13 protein-coding genes are annotated in these 16,764 nt (G+C 73.2%); 9 read left to right on the plus strand and 4 right to left on the minus strand.

Features of this window, described 5'->3' with window-relative positions; translation table 11 throughout:
• Positions 1-45: 45 nt before the first annotated feature.
• Entirely contained in the window at positions 46-1,101 is a 1,056-nt protein-coding gene (locus OHA99_RS00525; RefSeq protein ID WP_153176179.1) for a helix-turn-helix domain-containing protein, read from the plus strand.
• On the opposite strand, the gene OHA99_RS00530 is transcribed toward OHA99_RS00525, so the two are convergent.
• Together OHA99_RS00530 and OHA99_RS00535 are read right to left on the minus strand one after the other, a co-directional pair.
• Positions 1,038-2,336: a hypothetical protein gene (locus OHA99_RS00530; protein WP_405693442.1), complete on the minus strand. Its 1,299-nt coding sequence runs from the start codon at positions 2,334-2,336 to the stop codon at positions 1,038-1,040. The genes OHA99_RS00525 and OHA99_RS00530 overlap by 64 nt on opposite strands.
• A complete protein-coding gene (locus tag OHA99_RS00535; RefSeq protein ID WP_405693444.1) occupies positions 2,330-3,712 on the minus strand; it encodes an N-acetylmuramoyl-L-alanine amidase in 1,383 nt (460 codons plus the stop codon). The genes OHA99_RS00530 and OHA99_RS00535 overlap by 7 nt, the downstream gene beginning before the upstream one ends.
• A gap of 365 nt (positions 3,713-4,077) precedes the next feature.
• On the opposite strand from OHA99_RS00535, the gene rhaS reads away from it, so the two are divergent.
• Positions 4,078-5,157: a rhamnose ABC transporter substrate-binding protein gene (gene rhaS / locus OHA99_RS00540; protein ID WP_153176182.1), complete on the plus strand. Its 1,080-nt coding sequence runs from the start codon at positions 4,078-4,080 to the stop codon at positions 5,155-5,157.
• On the opposite strand, the gene OHA99_RS00545 is transcribed toward rhaS, so the two are convergent.
• Positions 5,145-6,194: an MASE1 domain-containing protein gene (locus OHA99_RS00545; protein WP_153176183.1), complete on the minus strand. Its 1,050-nt coding sequence runs from the start codon at positions 6,192-6,194 to the stop codon at positions 5,145-5,147. The genes rhaS and OHA99_RS00545 overlap by 13 nt on opposite strands.
• A gap of 50 nt (positions 6,195-6,244) precedes the next feature.
• Positions 6,245-7,075: a PP2C family protein-serine/threonine phosphatase gene (locus OHA99_RS00550; protein WP_153176184.1), complete on the minus strand. Its 831-nt coding sequence runs from the start codon at positions 7,073-7,075 to the stop codon at positions 6,245-6,247.
• A 157-nt stretch (positions 7,076-7,232) separates the two neighbouring features.
• On the opposite strand from OHA99_RS00550, the gene OHA99_RS00555 reads away from it, so the two are divergent.
• The 7 genes from OHA99_RS00555 (at position 7,233) to OHA99_RS00585 (ending at position 16,752) form a co-directional block, all read left to right on the plus strand.
• A complete protein-coding gene (locus tag OHA99_RS00555; RefSeq protein WP_153176185.1) occupies positions 7,233-8,132 on the plus strand; it encodes an NAD-dependent protein deacetylase in 900 nt (299 codons plus the stop codon).
• Positions 8,133-8,274: 142 nt separating this feature from the next.
• A complete protein-coding gene (locus OHA99_RS00560) occupies positions 8,275-9,564 on the plus strand; it encodes an ABC transporter substrate-binding protein (RefSeq protein ID WP_153176186.1) in 1,290 nt (429 codons plus the stop codon).
• A gap of 76 nt (positions 9,565-9,640) precedes the next feature.
• Positions 9,641-10,582, plus strand: coding sequence for a carbohydrate ABC transporter permease (locus tag OHA99_RS00565; protein ID WP_153176187.1), 942 nt, complete (start codon positions 9,641-9,643; stop codon positions 10,580-10,582).
• A 14-nt stretch (positions 10,583-10,596) separates the two neighbouring features.
• Entirely contained in the window at positions 10,597-11,424 is an 828-nt protein-coding gene (locus OHA99_RS00570) for a carbohydrate ABC transporter permease (RefSeq protein ID WP_405693448.1), read from the plus strand.
• Positions 11,421-12,464 (plus strand): LacI family DNA-binding transcriptional regulator, encoded by a 1,044-nt coding sequence (locus tag OHA99_RS00575; RefSeq protein ID WP_153176188.1) that lies wholly within the window; start codon positions 11,421-11,423, stop codon positions 12,462-12,464. The genes OHA99_RS00570 and OHA99_RS00575 overlap by 4 nt, the downstream gene beginning before the upstream one ends.
• A 68-nt stretch (positions 12,465-12,532) precedes the next feature.
• Positions 12,533-14,467 carry a cellulase family glycosylhydrolase gene (locus OHA99_RS00580; protein ID WP_153176189.1) on the plus strand — a complete coding sequence of 645 codons (1,935 nt, stop codon included), beginning with the start codon at positions 12,533-12,535 and terminating at the stop codon, positions 14,465-14,467.
• Positions 14,464-16,752 carry a glycoside hydrolase family 3 N-terminal domain-containing protein gene (locus OHA99_RS00585; protein ID WP_405693451.1) on the plus strand — a complete coding sequence of 763 codons (2,289 nt, stop codon included), beginning with the start codon at positions 14,464-14,466 and terminating at the stop codon, positions 16,750-16,752. The genes OHA99_RS00580 and OHA99_RS00585 overlap by 4 nt, the downstream gene beginning before the upstream one ends.
• Positions 16,753-16,764: the final 12 nt, after the last annotated feature.

Raw genomic sequence — 16,764 nt, forward strand, 5'->3', positions numbered from 1 at the left:
TGGTCAGTTTCCGCAATCCGCCGGGACGCGAGTGGAGTGGGGTCAGTGCTTGAAGTCGAGTTCGATGAGGGCGCGTTGGCCCGGATACGGGTGGCGCGCGGCAGCGACGCCCTGTGGGAGACGGTGCTGAGCCTCCAGTTGCTCCAGGACGGCCGGGAGCCCCTGACCCACGATCCCTGGCGGCACGAGGTGCGCAGGGCACTGCACCGGGCCGGGCTGGCCGACGACGTCAGGGCGTTGATGTCGCTCTGCCCGGCCGAAGGCTACTTCCCTGACTTCCTGACGCCCGGTCTCGGGGACCTCGCACTGGAGGACGCCGTGGACCGGGTGCAGTCAACGCCCCGGCACCGGCTCGTCGCCGAACTGGCCCGGTTGTGCGCCCGGTCGCGCGGTCCGGTGCCGCGCAGCGTGCGGTGGGTCGCCACCGGGGAGTCGACGGCACTGCGCTGGCTCGGCGGCACGTTGCGGCGGTACCACGCCGTGGCGGTGGCGCCGTACCTGTCCGTGATCCGCGCCCGGGCCGGCCAGGACCGGGCCCGCCGGGCCGAGGCGGCGCTCACCGGCGGGGCGGAGGCGCTGCTGGCCGGCTACGCGGAACTGCCGGGCTGGCGACGGCCCGACGGCACCCGGCTCGCCGCCCCCTACCCCGAGCCCAGGCTGCTGCGGCTGGGCGGGCGCCCGCTGACGCTGGTGCCCGCCTTCTTCTGCGTACGCACCCCGCTGGCCCTGGTGGACGAGTCGCTGCCGCACGTACTGGTGCACCCGCTGGGCCCGGAGCCCGGCTGGCTCCCGCGGTTGCGGGCCGGCGCGGACAGGCCGTCCGTCGCGCGGCTGATCGGCGCCTCCCGGGCCTGGATGCTGGAGTCCCTGGAGGCGCCGATGACGACGACGGCCCTGGCCGCCGCGCTGTGCCTGGCGCCCTCCACGGCGAGCCGGCACGCCGCCGTGCTGCGCGAGGCGGGGCTGGTGAGCACCCGGCGCGAGGGCAACCGGGTGCTGCACCGCCGCACGGCGCTCGGGGCCGCCCTCCTGGAGGGTCAGCAGGTGGGCACGCCCGGGAGCCAGGCGTCGGCCACGTCGATGAAGATGTTGGAGACGTAACCGCCGTAGTCGGGCAGGTAGGACCAGGCGTCGTTGCTGTAGCCGTCGTAGTTCACGAGCTGGCCGTGGACCTGGCACCGCACCCGCACGGTCGTGGGCCCGGGCAGGCTCGCCACGCGCGTGGACGCGGTCGTCGCCTGCTGCCGGACGCTCACGTCGGTGCCCCAGGTCGGGAAGGACGTGGTGTCGCCGCCGCCCTCGGTCCACAGGTAGGTGACGGTCACCCAGCCGTTGTCGTTCAGCCCGACGTTGTAGAAGGTGCCGTCGGCGAGGTCGATGCCGGCCGGGTTGGCGACCTGGCGGCCGAACTCGTCGCGCCCGCCGTTGTATCCGTCCTCGTAGGCGGCCTGGGCCTCGGGAAGGCCCTGGGGCAGGTCCTTCCACTGCTCGCGCTGCGCCGAGGGGTTCCAGTGGTCGTCGTGGGTGTTCCACGGGCCGACGTCCCACACGGGCGCCGTCTCGCAGCGGGCGGGCCCGCACACCTGCACCGAGTACTGGCCGCTGCCCTTGGGTGACAGGGCCCGGCGGGAGGGCAGCGCCACGAAGTGGTCGTTCGCCTGGATGACGTGCCCGTTGGCGGTGGTGTGCCCGACGAGGCCCTCGCGGGTGGCGTAGACACGGGCGGAGAACGCGGCGGCCCTGGTCGCCGGTGCGGACTCGGCGGGAGCGGTGCCGCCGCCGTCCGCCGTCAGGGTCACCGCCCGTACGGCCGCGGTGGGTTCGCCCTTGGCGTTCCACAGAGTGAGCCGGGCCTGGACGTCGACGACGTCCCGGGGCAACTCGGCCGGGGCGCCGGCCGCCGCACGCCGCCACTCGGTCCAGGTGCCGTCGGCCGCGCGGCCGCGCACGTCGACCTCGACGCCCGCCGTGTCGGGCACCGTCGCGTCGAGGTCCACGGCGACCCGGTTCACGGGCCGGTCCACGTGGTGCGTGTCCAGCACCGCCGAGGCGTAGCCGCGGTCCCGGCCGAGGGACGCGGGGCTGACGGAGCCGTCACGCACCCGCAGGGCGCCGGAGCCGTACCGGACGTTGACGTCGTCGGTGCCGGTCCGGGACAGGTCCGCGCGCCAGGACACCGGGGCGGGCGGGACGGCGGCGTCGGCGGGCGCGGCGGGCGCGGCGGCGAGGGCCGTACCGGCGAGGGCGAGCAGGCACACCGTGCCGCTCAGGGCCCGTCGGGCGCGGGGTCTGCGGCGCGGGGCAAAGCCGCGGCGCCGGAGGGCAGGTGTCAGCATGTGGGCACTCCTGGGAGCCAGGCGTCGTCGACGTCGATGAAGATGTTGGAGACGTAACCGCCGTGGTCGGGCAGGTACGACCAGGCGTCGTTGCTGTAGCCGTCGTACTCGACGAGGCCGCCGTGGACCTGGCAGGCCACGCGGACGGACGTCGGTCCGGGCAGACTCGCCACCCGTGCGGAGTCGGTCGTCGGCTGCTGACGGATGCTCACGTCGGTCCCCCAGGTGGGGAAGGGGGTGCCGGTGGCGCCGTCGTCGTCGCCCTGGACCAGGCTCATGTAGTAGGCCCAGTCCCAGTTCGGGCCGGGGTCGGTGTGGTCGTTGCCGGGGACCTCGCTGTGTCCGACGATGTGCGCGCGGTCCTTGGGGATGCCGTACTTGTCGGTGAGGTAGCGGGTCAGCGCCGCCGACGAGCGGTACATGGCGTCGGTGAACCAGGCGGGGTCGTCGACGTAGCCCTCGTGCTCCACGCCGACGGAGTACGGGTTCGCCGAGCGCGCGTGCCAGGCGGTGTCGCCCTCGCGGACCGTCTGGGTGATCTGCCCGTCGGAGGACCGCACCACGTAGTGGGCGCTGACCTGGGCGGAGGGATTCTGGAACCAGCTGATGGACCCGGCGTACGAGCCCTGCGTGACGTGCACGACGACGGTCGTGATCGCCGAACTGCGGCCCGTCGCGTAGTTGCCGGAGTAGGCCGGGTTCCAGAGCGCCGAGGGGTACTCGGCGGCGGCCGCGAGCCCCGCGTCGGCATCGGTCCGCGCGTACGGTCCGCGTTCGGGCCGCACGGTGCGCGGGGCGACGGCGACCTGTTCGCCACCGTCGGCACGGGTCCGTACGCCCTCGCCGAGGATCTCGTAGACGGCGTCGGCGTACAGGCGGGCCGCGGCCTCACCGCCCGGGGCGCCGTAGCGGGCGGTGACGGGGTACCAGGCGCCGAGCCGGTCGCGGTCGGCGGCGTCGAGACCGGCCTCGTCGGCCAGGGCGCGCAGCACGGCGGCGGCGCCGTCGATGTTGGCGCCGGTGTCCGTCCTGAGGTCGGCGAGGCTCGCGCCGGTGAGCCGCGCGGCCCGTTCCAGGGTGTGCCGTTCGGGGTTGCTGACCAGGTGCATCATGCCGTAGCCGTTGTCCTGGCTGGGCTGTCCGGCGTGGCCGTCGAGGCGGGTCTCGCCGTAGCCGACGGCGACCAGGAGGTCCCGGGGGACGTCGTGGGCGTCGGCCGCGCGGGCGAACGCCGCGTTGACGGGGGCGTCGGCCGGGGCGGGCGGGGCGGGTGCCGCGGCGGCCGGGGACGGCTGGCCGGTCAGGGCCAGAGCCGCCGCGACCGCCGCGGCGCACAGCGCGGTGCGCGCACGTCTTGCGGGGAGTCCGGAGGACATGTGGGTGCTCCGCTCTCTCCGGTGCCCGTGGGGGGTGTGGGGTGGCGGCCGCACGGGCACCGGGGGGCGCGGCCGGCCGGTTGTGTGGACCGAACCCGCCCTTGAGCAACGGGAGTTGTCCGCACACCGGTCGTCGCATCATGGATCGCCCAACTTGACGTGAGCAAGTCATTGCAGCCTGAACGAAAGAGCCGGCCAACTCGCCGCCGCCGAAGGGCAGCCCGAGGGACCGCGATTCCAACAACTGCTTCCCGCAGGCGCATTGACCGCAACGGGCTTTCTGCCTAACGTCCCGGTCAAGCTCTGTTGAATCCTTTCAGCGCCCCAGCCCCCCACGCTCGGGCGGCCCCACGCGAAAGAAGCGCATGCACCGAATCCCCTCACGCCGTGCCTCCGTACTCGTCGCCGCCGTGTCCTCCCTCGGTCTTCTCACCGCCGCGTGCGGCGACGGCGACGGTCCGGCGGACGGCGACACGGCGACGAACGCCAAGAACGCCGAGGCCTCCCCCAACGCGCCCATCAGGACGGGCCTGACCGTCGGTTTCCTTCCCAAGCAGGTGAACACGCCGTACTTCTCGGTCGCCGACAAGGGCGGGGAGCGCGCCGTCGAGGCACTGGGCTCGACCTTCAGGGAAGTGGGCACGGACCAGGGCGCCGACGCCTCCGGACAGGTGTCCCACATCAACGACCTCACCGCACAGGAGGTCGACGCGATCGCCGTCTCGGCGCTGGACCCCGACGCGCTGTGCGACTCCCTGAAGCAGGCCATGGACAAGGGCGTCAAGGTCGTCACCTACGACTCCGACACGAAGCCCGAATGCCGCTACGCCTTCGTCGCACCCGCGAGCGCCGAGGACATCGCCGTTCGCCAGCTGGAACTGCTCGGTGAGCAGATCGGCTACCGGGGTGACGTGGCGATCCTGTCCGCCGCCCGGACGGCGACGAACCAGAACGCCTGGATCAGCAGCATCAGGAAGGAGCTGGACGACCCCCGGTACAAGGACATGCGGCTGGTCGACGTCGCCTACGGAGACGACGAGGCGGAGAAGTCGTACCGGAAGACCGAGGAGCTGCTCCGGGAACACGGGAACCTGAAGGGGATCATCTCTCCCACCACCAACGGGATCAAGGCGGCCGCGAAGTACCTCTCCCAGTCGTCGCACAAGGGCGAGGTGAAGCTCACCGGGCTCGGCGCACCCAATGACATGCGTCCGTACATCGAGGACGGCACGGTGGAGGCGTTCCTGCTGTGGGACCCGGCCAAGCTCGGCGAGCTGGCCGGTCACGCCGCGGTGGCCCTCGCCTCCGGGCAGATCACCGGCCGGGAGGGGCAGATGTTCCTGGCCGGGGACATGGGCTGGTTCAAGCTGGGCGGGAACGGCGTCATCACCCTCGGCGATCCGACGGTCTTCGACGCCGGGAACATCGACGACTACGACTTCTGACGTCCGCCTCCGGCGGCGGTGCCCCCGCCGCCGGAGTCACCGCCGTCCCCTCCGGGCGGCCCGGGGCTGCCGGAGCCGCCGCCCGGGCCGCCGGCGTTCAGGTGCTGAAGCGCCTCGACCAGTTCGTGGCAGGCCCGTTCCACCGACCGTCTGGTGTTGAGCTGTTCGCTGATCACCGCGGAGAGGAGGAGGGCGGTCAGTCCGAGGGTGCCGTTGAACGCCTGGAGCTTCATCATCGTCTCGATCTCGGTCAGCTTTCCGAACGAGCCGGCCCCCTGCCGGGCCACGACGGTGGCCAGGACGGAGGCGAAGAGCGCGCACGGGATGCCGCCCGCCAGCTGGAAGCGCAGCGCCGACCAGATGAGGATCGGATACGTCAGGAACAGCACGCTGACCGAGCTGTACATGATCAGCGGTATCAGGACGCACACGACGACGGTGAGCCCGACGGCCTCGGTCCAGCGCATGGACGGGGGCGGCAGGCGAGCGCGGTACAGCAGGAGCAGGAGCGGGGTGACGAGGACGACCCCCATGGCGTCTCCGACCCACCAGGCCAGCCAGACGATGCCGAGATCACCAACGGGGAGCTTGTCCGACAGCAGGAGCATGCCGACGCCCGCCCAGGAGCTGATCAGCATGGCGGTCAGCGCCCCCAGGAAGACGAGCGCCAGCCCGTCCCGCAGCCGGCTCAGGCTCACGCGGAAGCCCACCGCGCGCAGCATCAGCCAGGCACAGACGGGGGCGGCGGTGTTGCCGGCCACGATGCCGGCGGCCTCGGGCCCCGGAGCGCCCAGGGAGAGGATGACCAGCAGCGCGCCCAGGGCGATGCCCGGCACGCACCACGGCCCGAACAGGAGCAGGCAGGCGACCGCGAGGCCGGTGGGCGGCCAGATGGGCGTGACGACGGACCCGTCGGCGGTCAGCTGCTGGGACAGTCCGAGCCGCCCGGCCGCGTAGTAGCAGCCGGCGACCAGCAGCGTCGCACAGGCGAGGAGGACCGGTCGCGGCCATGCACGGATACCCACCACAGCAGCCATCAGACACCGGTGCCGCCGGGTCGGCGAGGTGGGAGGCGGGCCGTCCCGCCCTACGGCGTAACGGAGCGCCCGTCGTGGCCGACGACGAGCACGGCCGCGTCGTCCTCGTGCCCGATCAGCGCGGCGTTCTTGAGCACGGCGGCGGCCAGCGCGTGTGCCTCCATGCCGACGGCGGCGGCGAGGCTCGCCAGCCGCACCACCCGTTCCAGACCGTCGTCGACGCTCAGCGACGGGCCCTCCACCACGCCGTCCGTGACCAGGACGAACACCCCGCCCGTGCCCAGCCGGTACCGGGTCACCGGATAGTCGGCGCCCTCCAGGACGCCCAGCGGCGGTCCGCCCTCGTCCCGGCAGACCTCCCCCCTGCCGTCCGCGGTGGCCCGGACGCACGGGATGTGGCCGGCCCGGGCGCTCTCCAGCAGGCCGGTCGCCGGGTCGTAGCGCATGAAGGTGCAGGTGGCGAACAGGTCCTTGTTGAGGGAGAGGACCAGTTCGTTCGTGCAGGCGAGGAGGTCGCCGGGCTCGCCGGTGACGGAGGCGAGCGCCCGCAGACCGACCCTCACCTGGCCCATGAAGGCGGCCGCGTCGATGGCGTGCCCCTGCACGTCCCCGACGGAGAGGCCGATGCGGCCGTCGGGGAGGGTGAAGGCGTCGTACCAGTCGCCGCCCACGTTGAGTCCGGCGTACGCGGGCGAGTAGCAGGCGGCCAGGTGGATGCCGGGTACGGAGGGCAGGTCCGCGGGGAGCATGTCGCGCTGGAGGGCGATCGCCAGCTCCACCTGCGACCGCCGCAGCTCGGCCAGCTCCCTCGCCTGTGTGGTCAGCGAGGCCAGCCGGTCGAGCAACTCTTCACCGTCGGGTGCGGGACGTTTGCGGAACATCGGGCCACTCCCCGCCAGGCCGCCTCTCCCGGCAGAGGCCTCTCGGCCCCCTGGACAGTGCAAGTCTGTCACCCGGGGCGGAAAAGGTCATGCGGAGCCGTCCGGGTTCCGCGGCCCGCCGGGCCCGGGGCGGCGGCGCGTTCCGTACCCTTGCCGCATGCGCACGCGCCCCACGCTGACCTGGACCCCGGGAACCGACCTGCCGCCGGGCACCACGGACCCGGAGCCGGTCGCGGACGCGCTGCGGACGGGCGGCGTCCTGGTGCTCAGCGGGGCGGGCATCTCCACGGAGTCGGGCATCCCCGACTACCGGGGCGAGGGCGGGAGCCTGAGCCGGCACACGCCGATGACCTACCAGGACTTCACCGGCTCCCCCGAGGCCCGCCGCCGGTACTGGGCGCGCAGTCATCTCGGCTGGCGCACCTTCGGCCGCGCCCGGCCCAACGCGGGGCACCGCTCGGTCGCGGCGTTCGCGCGGCACGGTCTGCTCACCGGTGTGATCACGCAGAACGTCGACGGTCTGCACCAGGCCGCGGGCAGCGAGGACGTCGTGGAGCTCCACGGCAGCCTGGACCGGGTCGTCTGTCTGTCGTGCGGTGTCTTCAGCGCGCGCCGTGACCTGGCCCGGCGGCTGGAGGAGGCCAACCCGGGCTTCTCGCCGGTGGCCGCCGGCATCAATCCGGACGGCGACGCCGACCTCACCGACGCGCAGGTCGGGGACTTCCGGGTGCTGCCCTGCACGGTCTGCGGCGGCATCCTCAAACCGGACGTGGTGTTCTTCGGCGAGAACGTGCCGCCGGGCCGCGTCGAGCACTGCCGCGAGCTGGTGCGCGCAGCGTCCTCGCTGCTGGTCCTCGGCTCCTCGCTGACGGTGATGTCCGGGCTCCGCTTCGTCCGCCAGGCGGCCGGGGCGGGCAAGCCGGTACTGATCGTCAACCGGGACGCCACCCGCGGGGACCGGCTGGCCGTCACCCGGATCGCGCTCCCGCTGGGGCCGGCCCTGACGAGGGTGGCCGAGGGGCTGGGCCTGACCGTCGAGGACGCGGCGACGGCCTGACCAGGCGGTCCGCGTCCGGCACGGGTCGGAAATCTCCCCGCGTCACCCCCTTGACCGTGGTCCCGGCACTCCATACAGTCCTCGCACCTCACGAGGTACATCGATTAACCAATCGTTAACCGCTTGGTTGGAGACCACCCCTGTGCGCTCATCGCTGACACGGCGCGAACTGCTCGCCGCCGGTTCCGGTCTGGCCGCGGCCGCTGCCCTGCCCGCTCTGTCCGGCTGCTCGTCGCTGGCGTCGGCGGACTCCGACCCGGACACCCTCGTCGTCCACACCCAGCTCGGCACCACCGCGCCCGGCTCCCCCACGTACCTCGCGGCCGTGGACCGCTTCCGCGAGGAGAACCCGGGGGTGAAGGTCAAGAACCTGGTCAACGGCGACGACCTCGCCCAGGTCTACGAGACCTCACGGCTGGCCCGCAAGGAGGCCGACGTCGTGATGGTCAACCTGTACGACAAGACGCTGGCCTGGACGGACGTCGGCGCGACCGTGGACGTCAAGCCCTATCTCGACGACTGGGGGCTGCGCGGGCGCGTCCTGCCCGCCGCGCTGGCCGACTGGACGGACGACGAGGGCCGGGTCCGGGCCTTCCCCTACTTCGCCACGAACTGGCCCGTCGCCTTCAACCGCGCCCTGCTCGACCGGGCCGGGGTCGACGCGATCCCCACCACCGGGGACCAGCTGATCGCGGCGGCCCGCAAGCTGCGAGCCAAGGGCATCGCCCCGGTGACCGTGGGCGGCAACGACTGGACCGGCCAGAAGCTGCTGGCGCAGATCATCCAGACGTTCCTGTCCCAGGACGAGGCCCGGCACGTCTACTCCACGGGGGACTTCGGCGGTCGCGGCGCACGCCGGGGCATCGAGTACTTCGCGCACCTGCGCGACGCCGGTGTGTTCGCGGACAAGGCCCAGGGCCTCACCTCCGACTCGATGACCACCCAGTTCAACACCGAGGAGGCGGCCGTCCAGTCGGCGATGTCCTCCGCGCTGGCCAAGGTGCCCGAGAAGGTGGCCCGGCACACGGAGGTCGGCGGCTGGCCACTCGCGGACGGCGCGGCGCACGACGGTCCCACCGTCATCCGCGCCTACACCCTGATCGGCTTCTGGATCAGTCCCAACGGCGTCCGCAAGATCGAGCAGGTCGAGAAGTTCCTGCGGTTCATGTACCGCGAGGACGTCGTCGCGCGGTTCGTCACCGAGAGCGGCCGGGACATGGCCCTGCGCACGGACGCCGTCTCCACCGGCTTCCCGCTGGTCGGGGCGGCCCAGCGGCTCGGCTCCGAGGTGAGCCAGGTGCTGCTGCCCGACGTGTACGTGCCGCCCGCCGCCGCGCAACCGCTGATCACCGCGACCAGCACGTCGTTCACCCGCGGCACCAGCCCGGCCCGGGTGCGCGCCGCCCTCGAGTCCGCGTACCGGTCCGTATGAGCCGCCCGTCCGCCTCCGGTACCGCTGTCCCCTCCGTCCCCCTCCCCCGTCCCACCCGTTCCCCGGGAGTCACCGCATGACGACGCTCACGACGACGCCGGACGGGAGCGCGGCCCGCAGGTCCGTCCCGCCGCCCTCCCCCGCCCCGGCCGCGGGCCGGCCCCGGCAGGGCGGCACCGTCCTCGCGGTGCCCGCGCTGGTGTGGTACCTGGTCTTCATGGTCGGGCCGCTGCTCGCGATCTTCGTGATCGCGGCCCTGCACTGGCCGGGCATGCTCCAGCCGGTGTCCTTCGCGGGCCTGGACAACGCCCGGGTGGTGCTGGACGACCCGGTGTTCTGGGACGCGGTCCGCAACACCGCCGTGCAACTGGCCGTCGCCGTCCCGGTGATGATCGTCTGCGCGTTCATGCTCGGGTACTACGTCGCCCAGCGGCCGCCCGGCCACCGGGTCATCCGGTATCTGCTCTTCATCCCGGGGCTCATCTCGACGCCCGCGAAGGCGATGGTCTTCTACGCGGCGCTGTCCCCGGACGGCCTGGTCAACGGCGGGCTGGAGAGCATCGGTCTGGGCTCCCTGGCCGACGCCTGGCTGGCCTCGCCGTCGACGGCGCTGGCATGTCTGATCGCCCTGGACATCTGGGCCGGCATCGGCTTCACCGCCGTACTGTTCGCCGCCCGGCTGGGCAGTGTGCCGGACGAGCTGGGCGAGGCCGCGCAGCTGGACGGGGCGGGGCACTGGCGGACGATGTGGTCGGTCCACTTCCCCGTCATCCGCGACTACGTGGGCGTGGTGACGATGCTCCAGTTCCTGTGGACGCTGTTCGGCTCCGCGCAGCACGTACTGCTGCTCACGCAGGGCGGGCCCGGCACGTCGTCGACGACGCTGTCGTTCCTCGTCTACCAGAAGGCGTTCATCGCCGCCGACCTCGGCTACAGCCAGACCGTCGGCGTCCTCCTCTTCCTCGCCGGACTCGTCGGGCTGCTGACGATCCGCCGCGTCTTCCGCCAGAACTACTGATCGGAGCAGCACTGATGAAGCTCGGCAAGCGCTGGCTCCCGGCCCACATCCTGGTGTGGACGTACGCGGTGCTGCTCGTCGTCCCGCTGTACTACTTCCTCGCCTCGGCGTTCAAGTCGAACGACGAGATCTTCGCGCACCCCTTCGCCCCGCCGTCCTCCCTGGGGTTCGGCAACTTCCGCACCGCCTTCGAGAGCGCCGACCTCGGGCTCGCGGTCGTCAACTCGGCGCTGGTGACGGTGTTCTCGCTGGCGCTGACCCTGCTGCTGGCGATCCCTGCCGCGTTCGCGCTGGCGCGTTCGACCGGGCGGCTGGCGGGTGTCGTCGAGAAGGTCTTCTCTCTCGGCTTCCTGATCCCGACGTTCGCGGCGCTCTTCCCCACCTTCCTGCTCGCGGCGGCCACCGGGCTGTTCCACACCCGGATCTTCATGGTGCTGTTCCTGCCCGCGACGGCGCTGCCGCTGTCGGTGGTGATCCTGGTGCAGTTCATGCGCACCATCCCGCCGGAGATGGAGGAGGCCGCCCGGCTGGACGGGGCGTCCACCTTCGCGGTGCTGCGGCACGTCTACACGCCGATGTGCCTGCCGGGCATCGCCACGGTGCTGCTGCTGAACTTCCTGACCTTCTGGAACGAGTACCTGTACTCGCTGGTCATCATCGGCCCCGACCCGGCGCAGCGTACGGTCCAGGTGGCGCTGCCCACGCTGAAGTCGATCACCGGCACGGACTACGGCGTGCTGACGGCGGGCACGGTGCTGACGCTGGTGCCGGTGTGGGTCGTCTACACGCTGCTCCAGAAGCGCATGCAGCACGCCCTGGTCAGCGGGGCGGTGAAGATGTGAGCGTCTCCAGCGAGCGGGCCGGGCGCCGGCCCACGATCAAGGCGGTCGCGGCGGCGGCCGGGGTGTCGACGGCCGCCGTGTCCCAGGCCTTCAACAACAAGGGCCGGCTGTCCGAGGCGACGCGCCGCCGGATCCTGGACACCGCGCTGGAGCTGGGCTGGTCGCCCAGCGCCTCCGCCGCGGCGCTGCGCAACGCCCGCACCCGCAGCCTCGCCCTGGTGGTGCGGCGGCCCACGGACGTCCTGGGCTCCGACCCGCACTTCAGTGAGCTGATCACCGGCATAGAGGGTGAGTTGGCGCCGCGCGGCTACGGACTGCTGCTGCACCTGGTGAGCGGTCACCGCGAGGAGAACGCGCTGTACGAGCGGCTCGCGGCCGAGGGCCGGGTGGACGGCGCCGTGCTCACCGACGCCCGTGACGACGACGCCCGGCCCGCGCTGCTCGCCCGCCTCGGGCTGCCCGCGGTGCTGCTCGGTGCGCCGGACGGCACGGCCGTCGTCCCGCGCGTCGGACTGCGCGACCAGGGCGCCGGGATCGCCGAGGCCGTCGCGCACCTGCTGGCCCTCGGCCACCGGCGCGTCGCCTACGTCAGCGGGCCGCCCGAACTCCAGCACACCCGCGTGCGCAGGGCGGCGTTCGAGGGGGCCCTGCGCGAGGCGGGGCTGCGCCCGTTCGCGGTGCTGCCCACCGACTTCAGCGAGCGGCGCGCCGTCGGTGCCACCGAGGCGCTTCTGGACTCCGCCGACCGGCCCACCGCGATCGTGTACGCCAACGACTCGATGGCGGTCTGCGGCATCGGCACCGCGCAGCGCGCCGGACTGGCCGTACCCCGGGACGTGTCCGTCGTCGGCTACGACAACCTGCCGCTCGGCAGCTGGCTCCACCCCCGGCTGACCACGGTCGACCAGCAGGTGCAGCGGGTGGGCGCGGCCGCCGCCCGCATGCTGCTCGCCCTGTGCGGCGAGGAGGTCGAGGACACCGCCCTCGCCGAACGGCCGCGCCTGGTCGTACGCGAGTCGACGGGGCCCGCCCCCGCCTGACCACCACCCGGCCGCGGCACGTCGCCGCGGCCACGCACCATCCGCACCCCCACCACCCGAGAAGGACCATGCGACGCCACAGCGCCCAGCTCACCCACCAGCCCGACGTCCTGCCCTGGCTCGGCGCCAACTTCTGGTCCCGCACCGGCGGCCCGCTGATGTGGCGGAACTACGACCCGGCGATCGTCCGTGACGAACTGCGGGTGCTCGCCGACCACGGCCTCAACACGACCCGTTCCTTCTTCTACTGGCCGGACTTCCACCCGGAGCCCGACCGGATCGACGACGAACTGTGCGCGCGGTTCGGGGACTTCCTCGACGCCCACGTGGAGACGGGCATGGGGACCATACCGACGTTCATCGTCGGCCACATGTCCGGCGAGAACTGGGACCCCGTCTGGCGCGGCGGCCGTGACCTGTACGAGGACGTGTGGATGGTGGGCCGCCAGGCGTGGTTCGTTTCCCGCATGGCGCGGCGCTTCAAGGACCACCCGGCGGTGACGGGCTGGCTGATCACCAACGAGATGCCCGGCTACGGGCGGATCTACCAGGTCGACCCGCCGTCCTCGGACGTGGTGACCGCGTGGGCCCAGGCCATGTGCAACGCGGTGCGGGCGACGGGCGCGACGCAACCGGTGTCGCTGGGCGACGGCGCGTGGGGCATCGAGGTGACCGGCCGCGACAACGGTTTCTCGCTGCGCGAGACGGCCGAGTACGTCGACTTCGTGGGCCCGCACGTGTACCGCTCGGACACCGACCGGCCGCGCCAGCACTACCGGGCCGCCTTCGAGTGCGAGCTGGCCTCGGTGACCGGACAGCCCGTCGTGCTGGAGGAGTTCGGGTTGTCCACGGACACCGTCTCGGCCGCCAACGCGGGCGTGTACTACCGGCAGACCCTGCACAACTCGCTGCTGGGCGGCGCCACCGGCTGGCTCGCGTGGAACAACACCGACTACGACGACCTGTGGGACCAGGCCCCTTACGACCACCACCCCTTCGAGATGCACTTCGGCATCACCGACGCCACCGGGGCGCCCAAGGAGCCGCTGCGGGAACTGGCCGCCTTCGCCGAGGTGCTGAAGGCGGTGGACTTCGCGCACTGCGCCCGCTCGGACGCCGACGCCGCACTGGTCGTCCCGGCCTTCCTCGAACGGGGCTATCCCTACAGCCGCCCCGCCGACCGGCCGCTCATCTTCACGTCCCTGCACCAGGGTTACGTCACCGCGCGCGCCGCCGACCTGCCGGTGACCCTCACCCGCGAGGCCGACGGACTGCCGGGCGAGGCGTCGCTCTACCTGCTCCCCGCCACCCGGCAGTTCACCACCCGTACCCGCAGGGAGCTGGCCCGCCGGGCCGCCGAGGGCGCCACCGTGTACCTGTCGTTCTGCTCCGGCGAGCATCCGGCCACGCGCGGCCCCTGGTTCGACGACCTCGACGGGCTCTTCGGCGTCGAGTCGCAGCTGTCCTACGGCGTCGCCGAGCCGATCGGGGACGACGTGCTGGAGATGACGTTCACCGAGGACTTCGGCGACCTGCGCGCCGGGGAGGTGCTGCGCTTCCCGGTCGCCGGGAACGAGGACAGCCGGGCCTACCTTCCGGTCGTACCACGCGCGGGCCGGGTCGTCGCGGTGGACGCCCACGGGCGGCCGGCCCTGATCGTGCACGAGACCGGGGCGGGCCGGACGGTGCTGGCCACGTATCCGCTGGAGCACATGGCGGCCCGCACGGCACGCGTCAACCCCGAGGCCACGCACCGTCTCTACGCCGCGCTGGCGCGGGTGGCGGGCGTGCGGCGGCCCGTCACGGTCGCCGATCCGCACGTCTCGGCGGACGTCCTCGTCCACGCCGACGGCCGCCGTTTCGTGTGGCTGGTCAGCCAGAGTCCCGAGCCGCTCGTCGTCCGTCCCGCCACCGAGGGCAGGCTGCACGGCCTCGCCGACGGCGCACCGGTCGAGGACGTGCCGCTCGACGCGTACGGCGTCGCGGTGCTGGAGCTGCGATGACCGTCCCGCGCTTCCGCGATCCGGCCGCACCGGTGCCGGACCGCGTCCGTGACCTGCTGGGCCGTATGACCCTCGCGGAGAAGGTCGGTCAGCTCAACCAGCGCATGTACGGCTGGGACGCCTACGAGCGCGCCGGGGAGGGTCACCGCCTCACGGACGCCTTCCGCGCGGAGGTGGCCGCCTTCGACGGCATGGGGGCGCTGTACGGGTTGCAGCGGGCCGACGCCTGGTCCGGTGTCGGCTTCGCGGACGGTCTCGACGCGACGGACGGGGCGCGGACGGCGGCGGCCGTGCAGCGGTACCTCGTGGACCGCACCCGGCTCGGCATCCCCGCGCTGCTGGTGGAGGAGATGCCGCACGGCCACCAGGCGCTGGACGGGACGGTGCTCCCGGTGAACCTCGCGGTCGGCGCCACCTGGGACCCGGGCCTGTACGCCGACGCGGTGACCGGGGCGGCCGCCGAACTGCGGGCGCGTGGCGCGCACATCGCGCTGGTCTCGGCCCTCGACCTGGTGCGCGATCCGCGCTGGGGGCGCAGCGAGGAGTGCTTCGCCGAGGATCCGTACCTCGCCGCGCGGATGACCGAGGCGCTGGTCGAGGGCGCGCACCGGGCGGGCGTGGCCGTGGTCCTCAAGCACTTCGCCGGTCAGGGCGCCACCGTCGGCGGCCGCAACAGCGCGGCGACGGAACTGGGCGTGCGTGAACTGCACGAGGTGCACCTGGCGGCGGCCCGCGCCGGGGTGGCCGCGGGCGCCGACGGGCTGATGGCCGCCTACAACGAGTTCGACGGCCTGCCCTGCGTCGCCAACCGGTATCTGCTGACCGACCTGCTCCGTGCGGAGTGGGGTTTCGAGGGTGTCGTCATGGCGGACGGCACGGCGGTGGACCGGCTGGTGCGGCTGACCGGCGATCCGGTGGCGGCCGGGGCGCTGGCCCTGGACGCCGGGTGTGATCTGAGCCTGTGGGACGACTCCTTCACGCGGCTGGGCGAGGCCGTGGAACGCGGTCTGGTGTCCGAGCCGGCGCTGGACACCGCGGTGGCCCGGGTCCTCACGCTGAAGTTCCGGCTGGGCCTGTTCGAGGAGCCGCTGCCCCCGGCCGGACCGAGGGCCGTTGGCCTCCCGGACCCGGCCGAGCTGGGCGAACGCATCGCCCGCGCCTCGGTGACTCTGCTCTCCCACGAGGGCGGGGTGCTTCCCCTGTCCCGTGCGGTGCGGCGGATCGCGGTTCTCGGCCCGAACGCGGACTCCCTGGCGCAGCAGATCGGCGACTACACGGCACCGCAGCGGCCGGGCGGCGGCGTCACCGTCCTGGAGGGCGTCCGCGCGGCGGTCCGGCCCGGGACCGAGGTGGTGCACGGCCAGGGGTGCGGTCTGGTGGGTGACGACGTGTCGGACGTGCCGGCGGCCGTGGCGCTGGCGGCCGGCTCGGACGTGGCCGTGCTGGTGCTGGGCGGCTCCAGCGCCCGTTCCCCGGACACGGTCTTCGACGCGAACGGTGCGGCCGTCACCGGTGCCGGCACGCCGTCCGGCATGACCTGCGGCGAGGGCGTCGACCTGGCGGACCTGACGCTGCCGCCCGGGCAGCGGGCCCTGCTGGCGGCGGTGTCGGCGACCGGGACCCCGGTCGTGGTGGTGCTGGTCCAGGGGCGCCCCCACGCCCTTCCCGGGACGGACACGCCCGCGGCGGCGGTGCTGAGCGCCTGGTATCCGGGGCCGCGCGGGGGGCGTGCCGTGGCCGAGGTGCTGTTCGGGGACGCCGAGCCGCGCGGCCGGCTGCCGGTCTCGGTGCCCCGGTCGGCCGCCCAACTGCCCGTCTGTTACAACGGCAAGGACCACCGTTACCGGGGGTACGTCGACCAGAGTGCCGGGCCGCGCCACGCCTTCGGGCACGGTCTGTCGTACACGAGCGTCGAGTACGGGGCGCCACGGCTGTCGCGTTCCCGGGTCGGCGCGGACGCACCGCGTCTGACCTGCCGGGTGGCCGTACGCAACACGGGGTCCCGGCAGGCCGAGGAGACGGTCCAGCTCTATGTGCGCCGCCTGTCCGGGGGCAGCTCCTGGCCGCGCGTGCGCGAACTGCGCGGTTTCGTCCGGCTGAGCATCGCGCCCGGCGCCGAGGCCGAGGCGGTCTTCGAGGTGGGCGCGGACACGCTGGCGTCGGTGGGGCGCGACCTCCGCCTCGCCGTGGAGCCGGGGGCGGTCGAGCTGGAGACGGGCCCGGCGTCCGACCGGACCCGGGGCGTCCGACTGGAGATCACCGACTCGGAATCGAACGCAACTTAGGCTAGCCTTCCC

The sequence above is a fragment of the Streptomyces coelicoflavus genome (genome assembly GCF_045041415.1).
Classification (GTDB): Bacteria; Actinomycetota; Actinomycetes; order Streptomycetales; family Streptomycetaceae; genus Streptomyces; species Streptomyces coelicoflavus.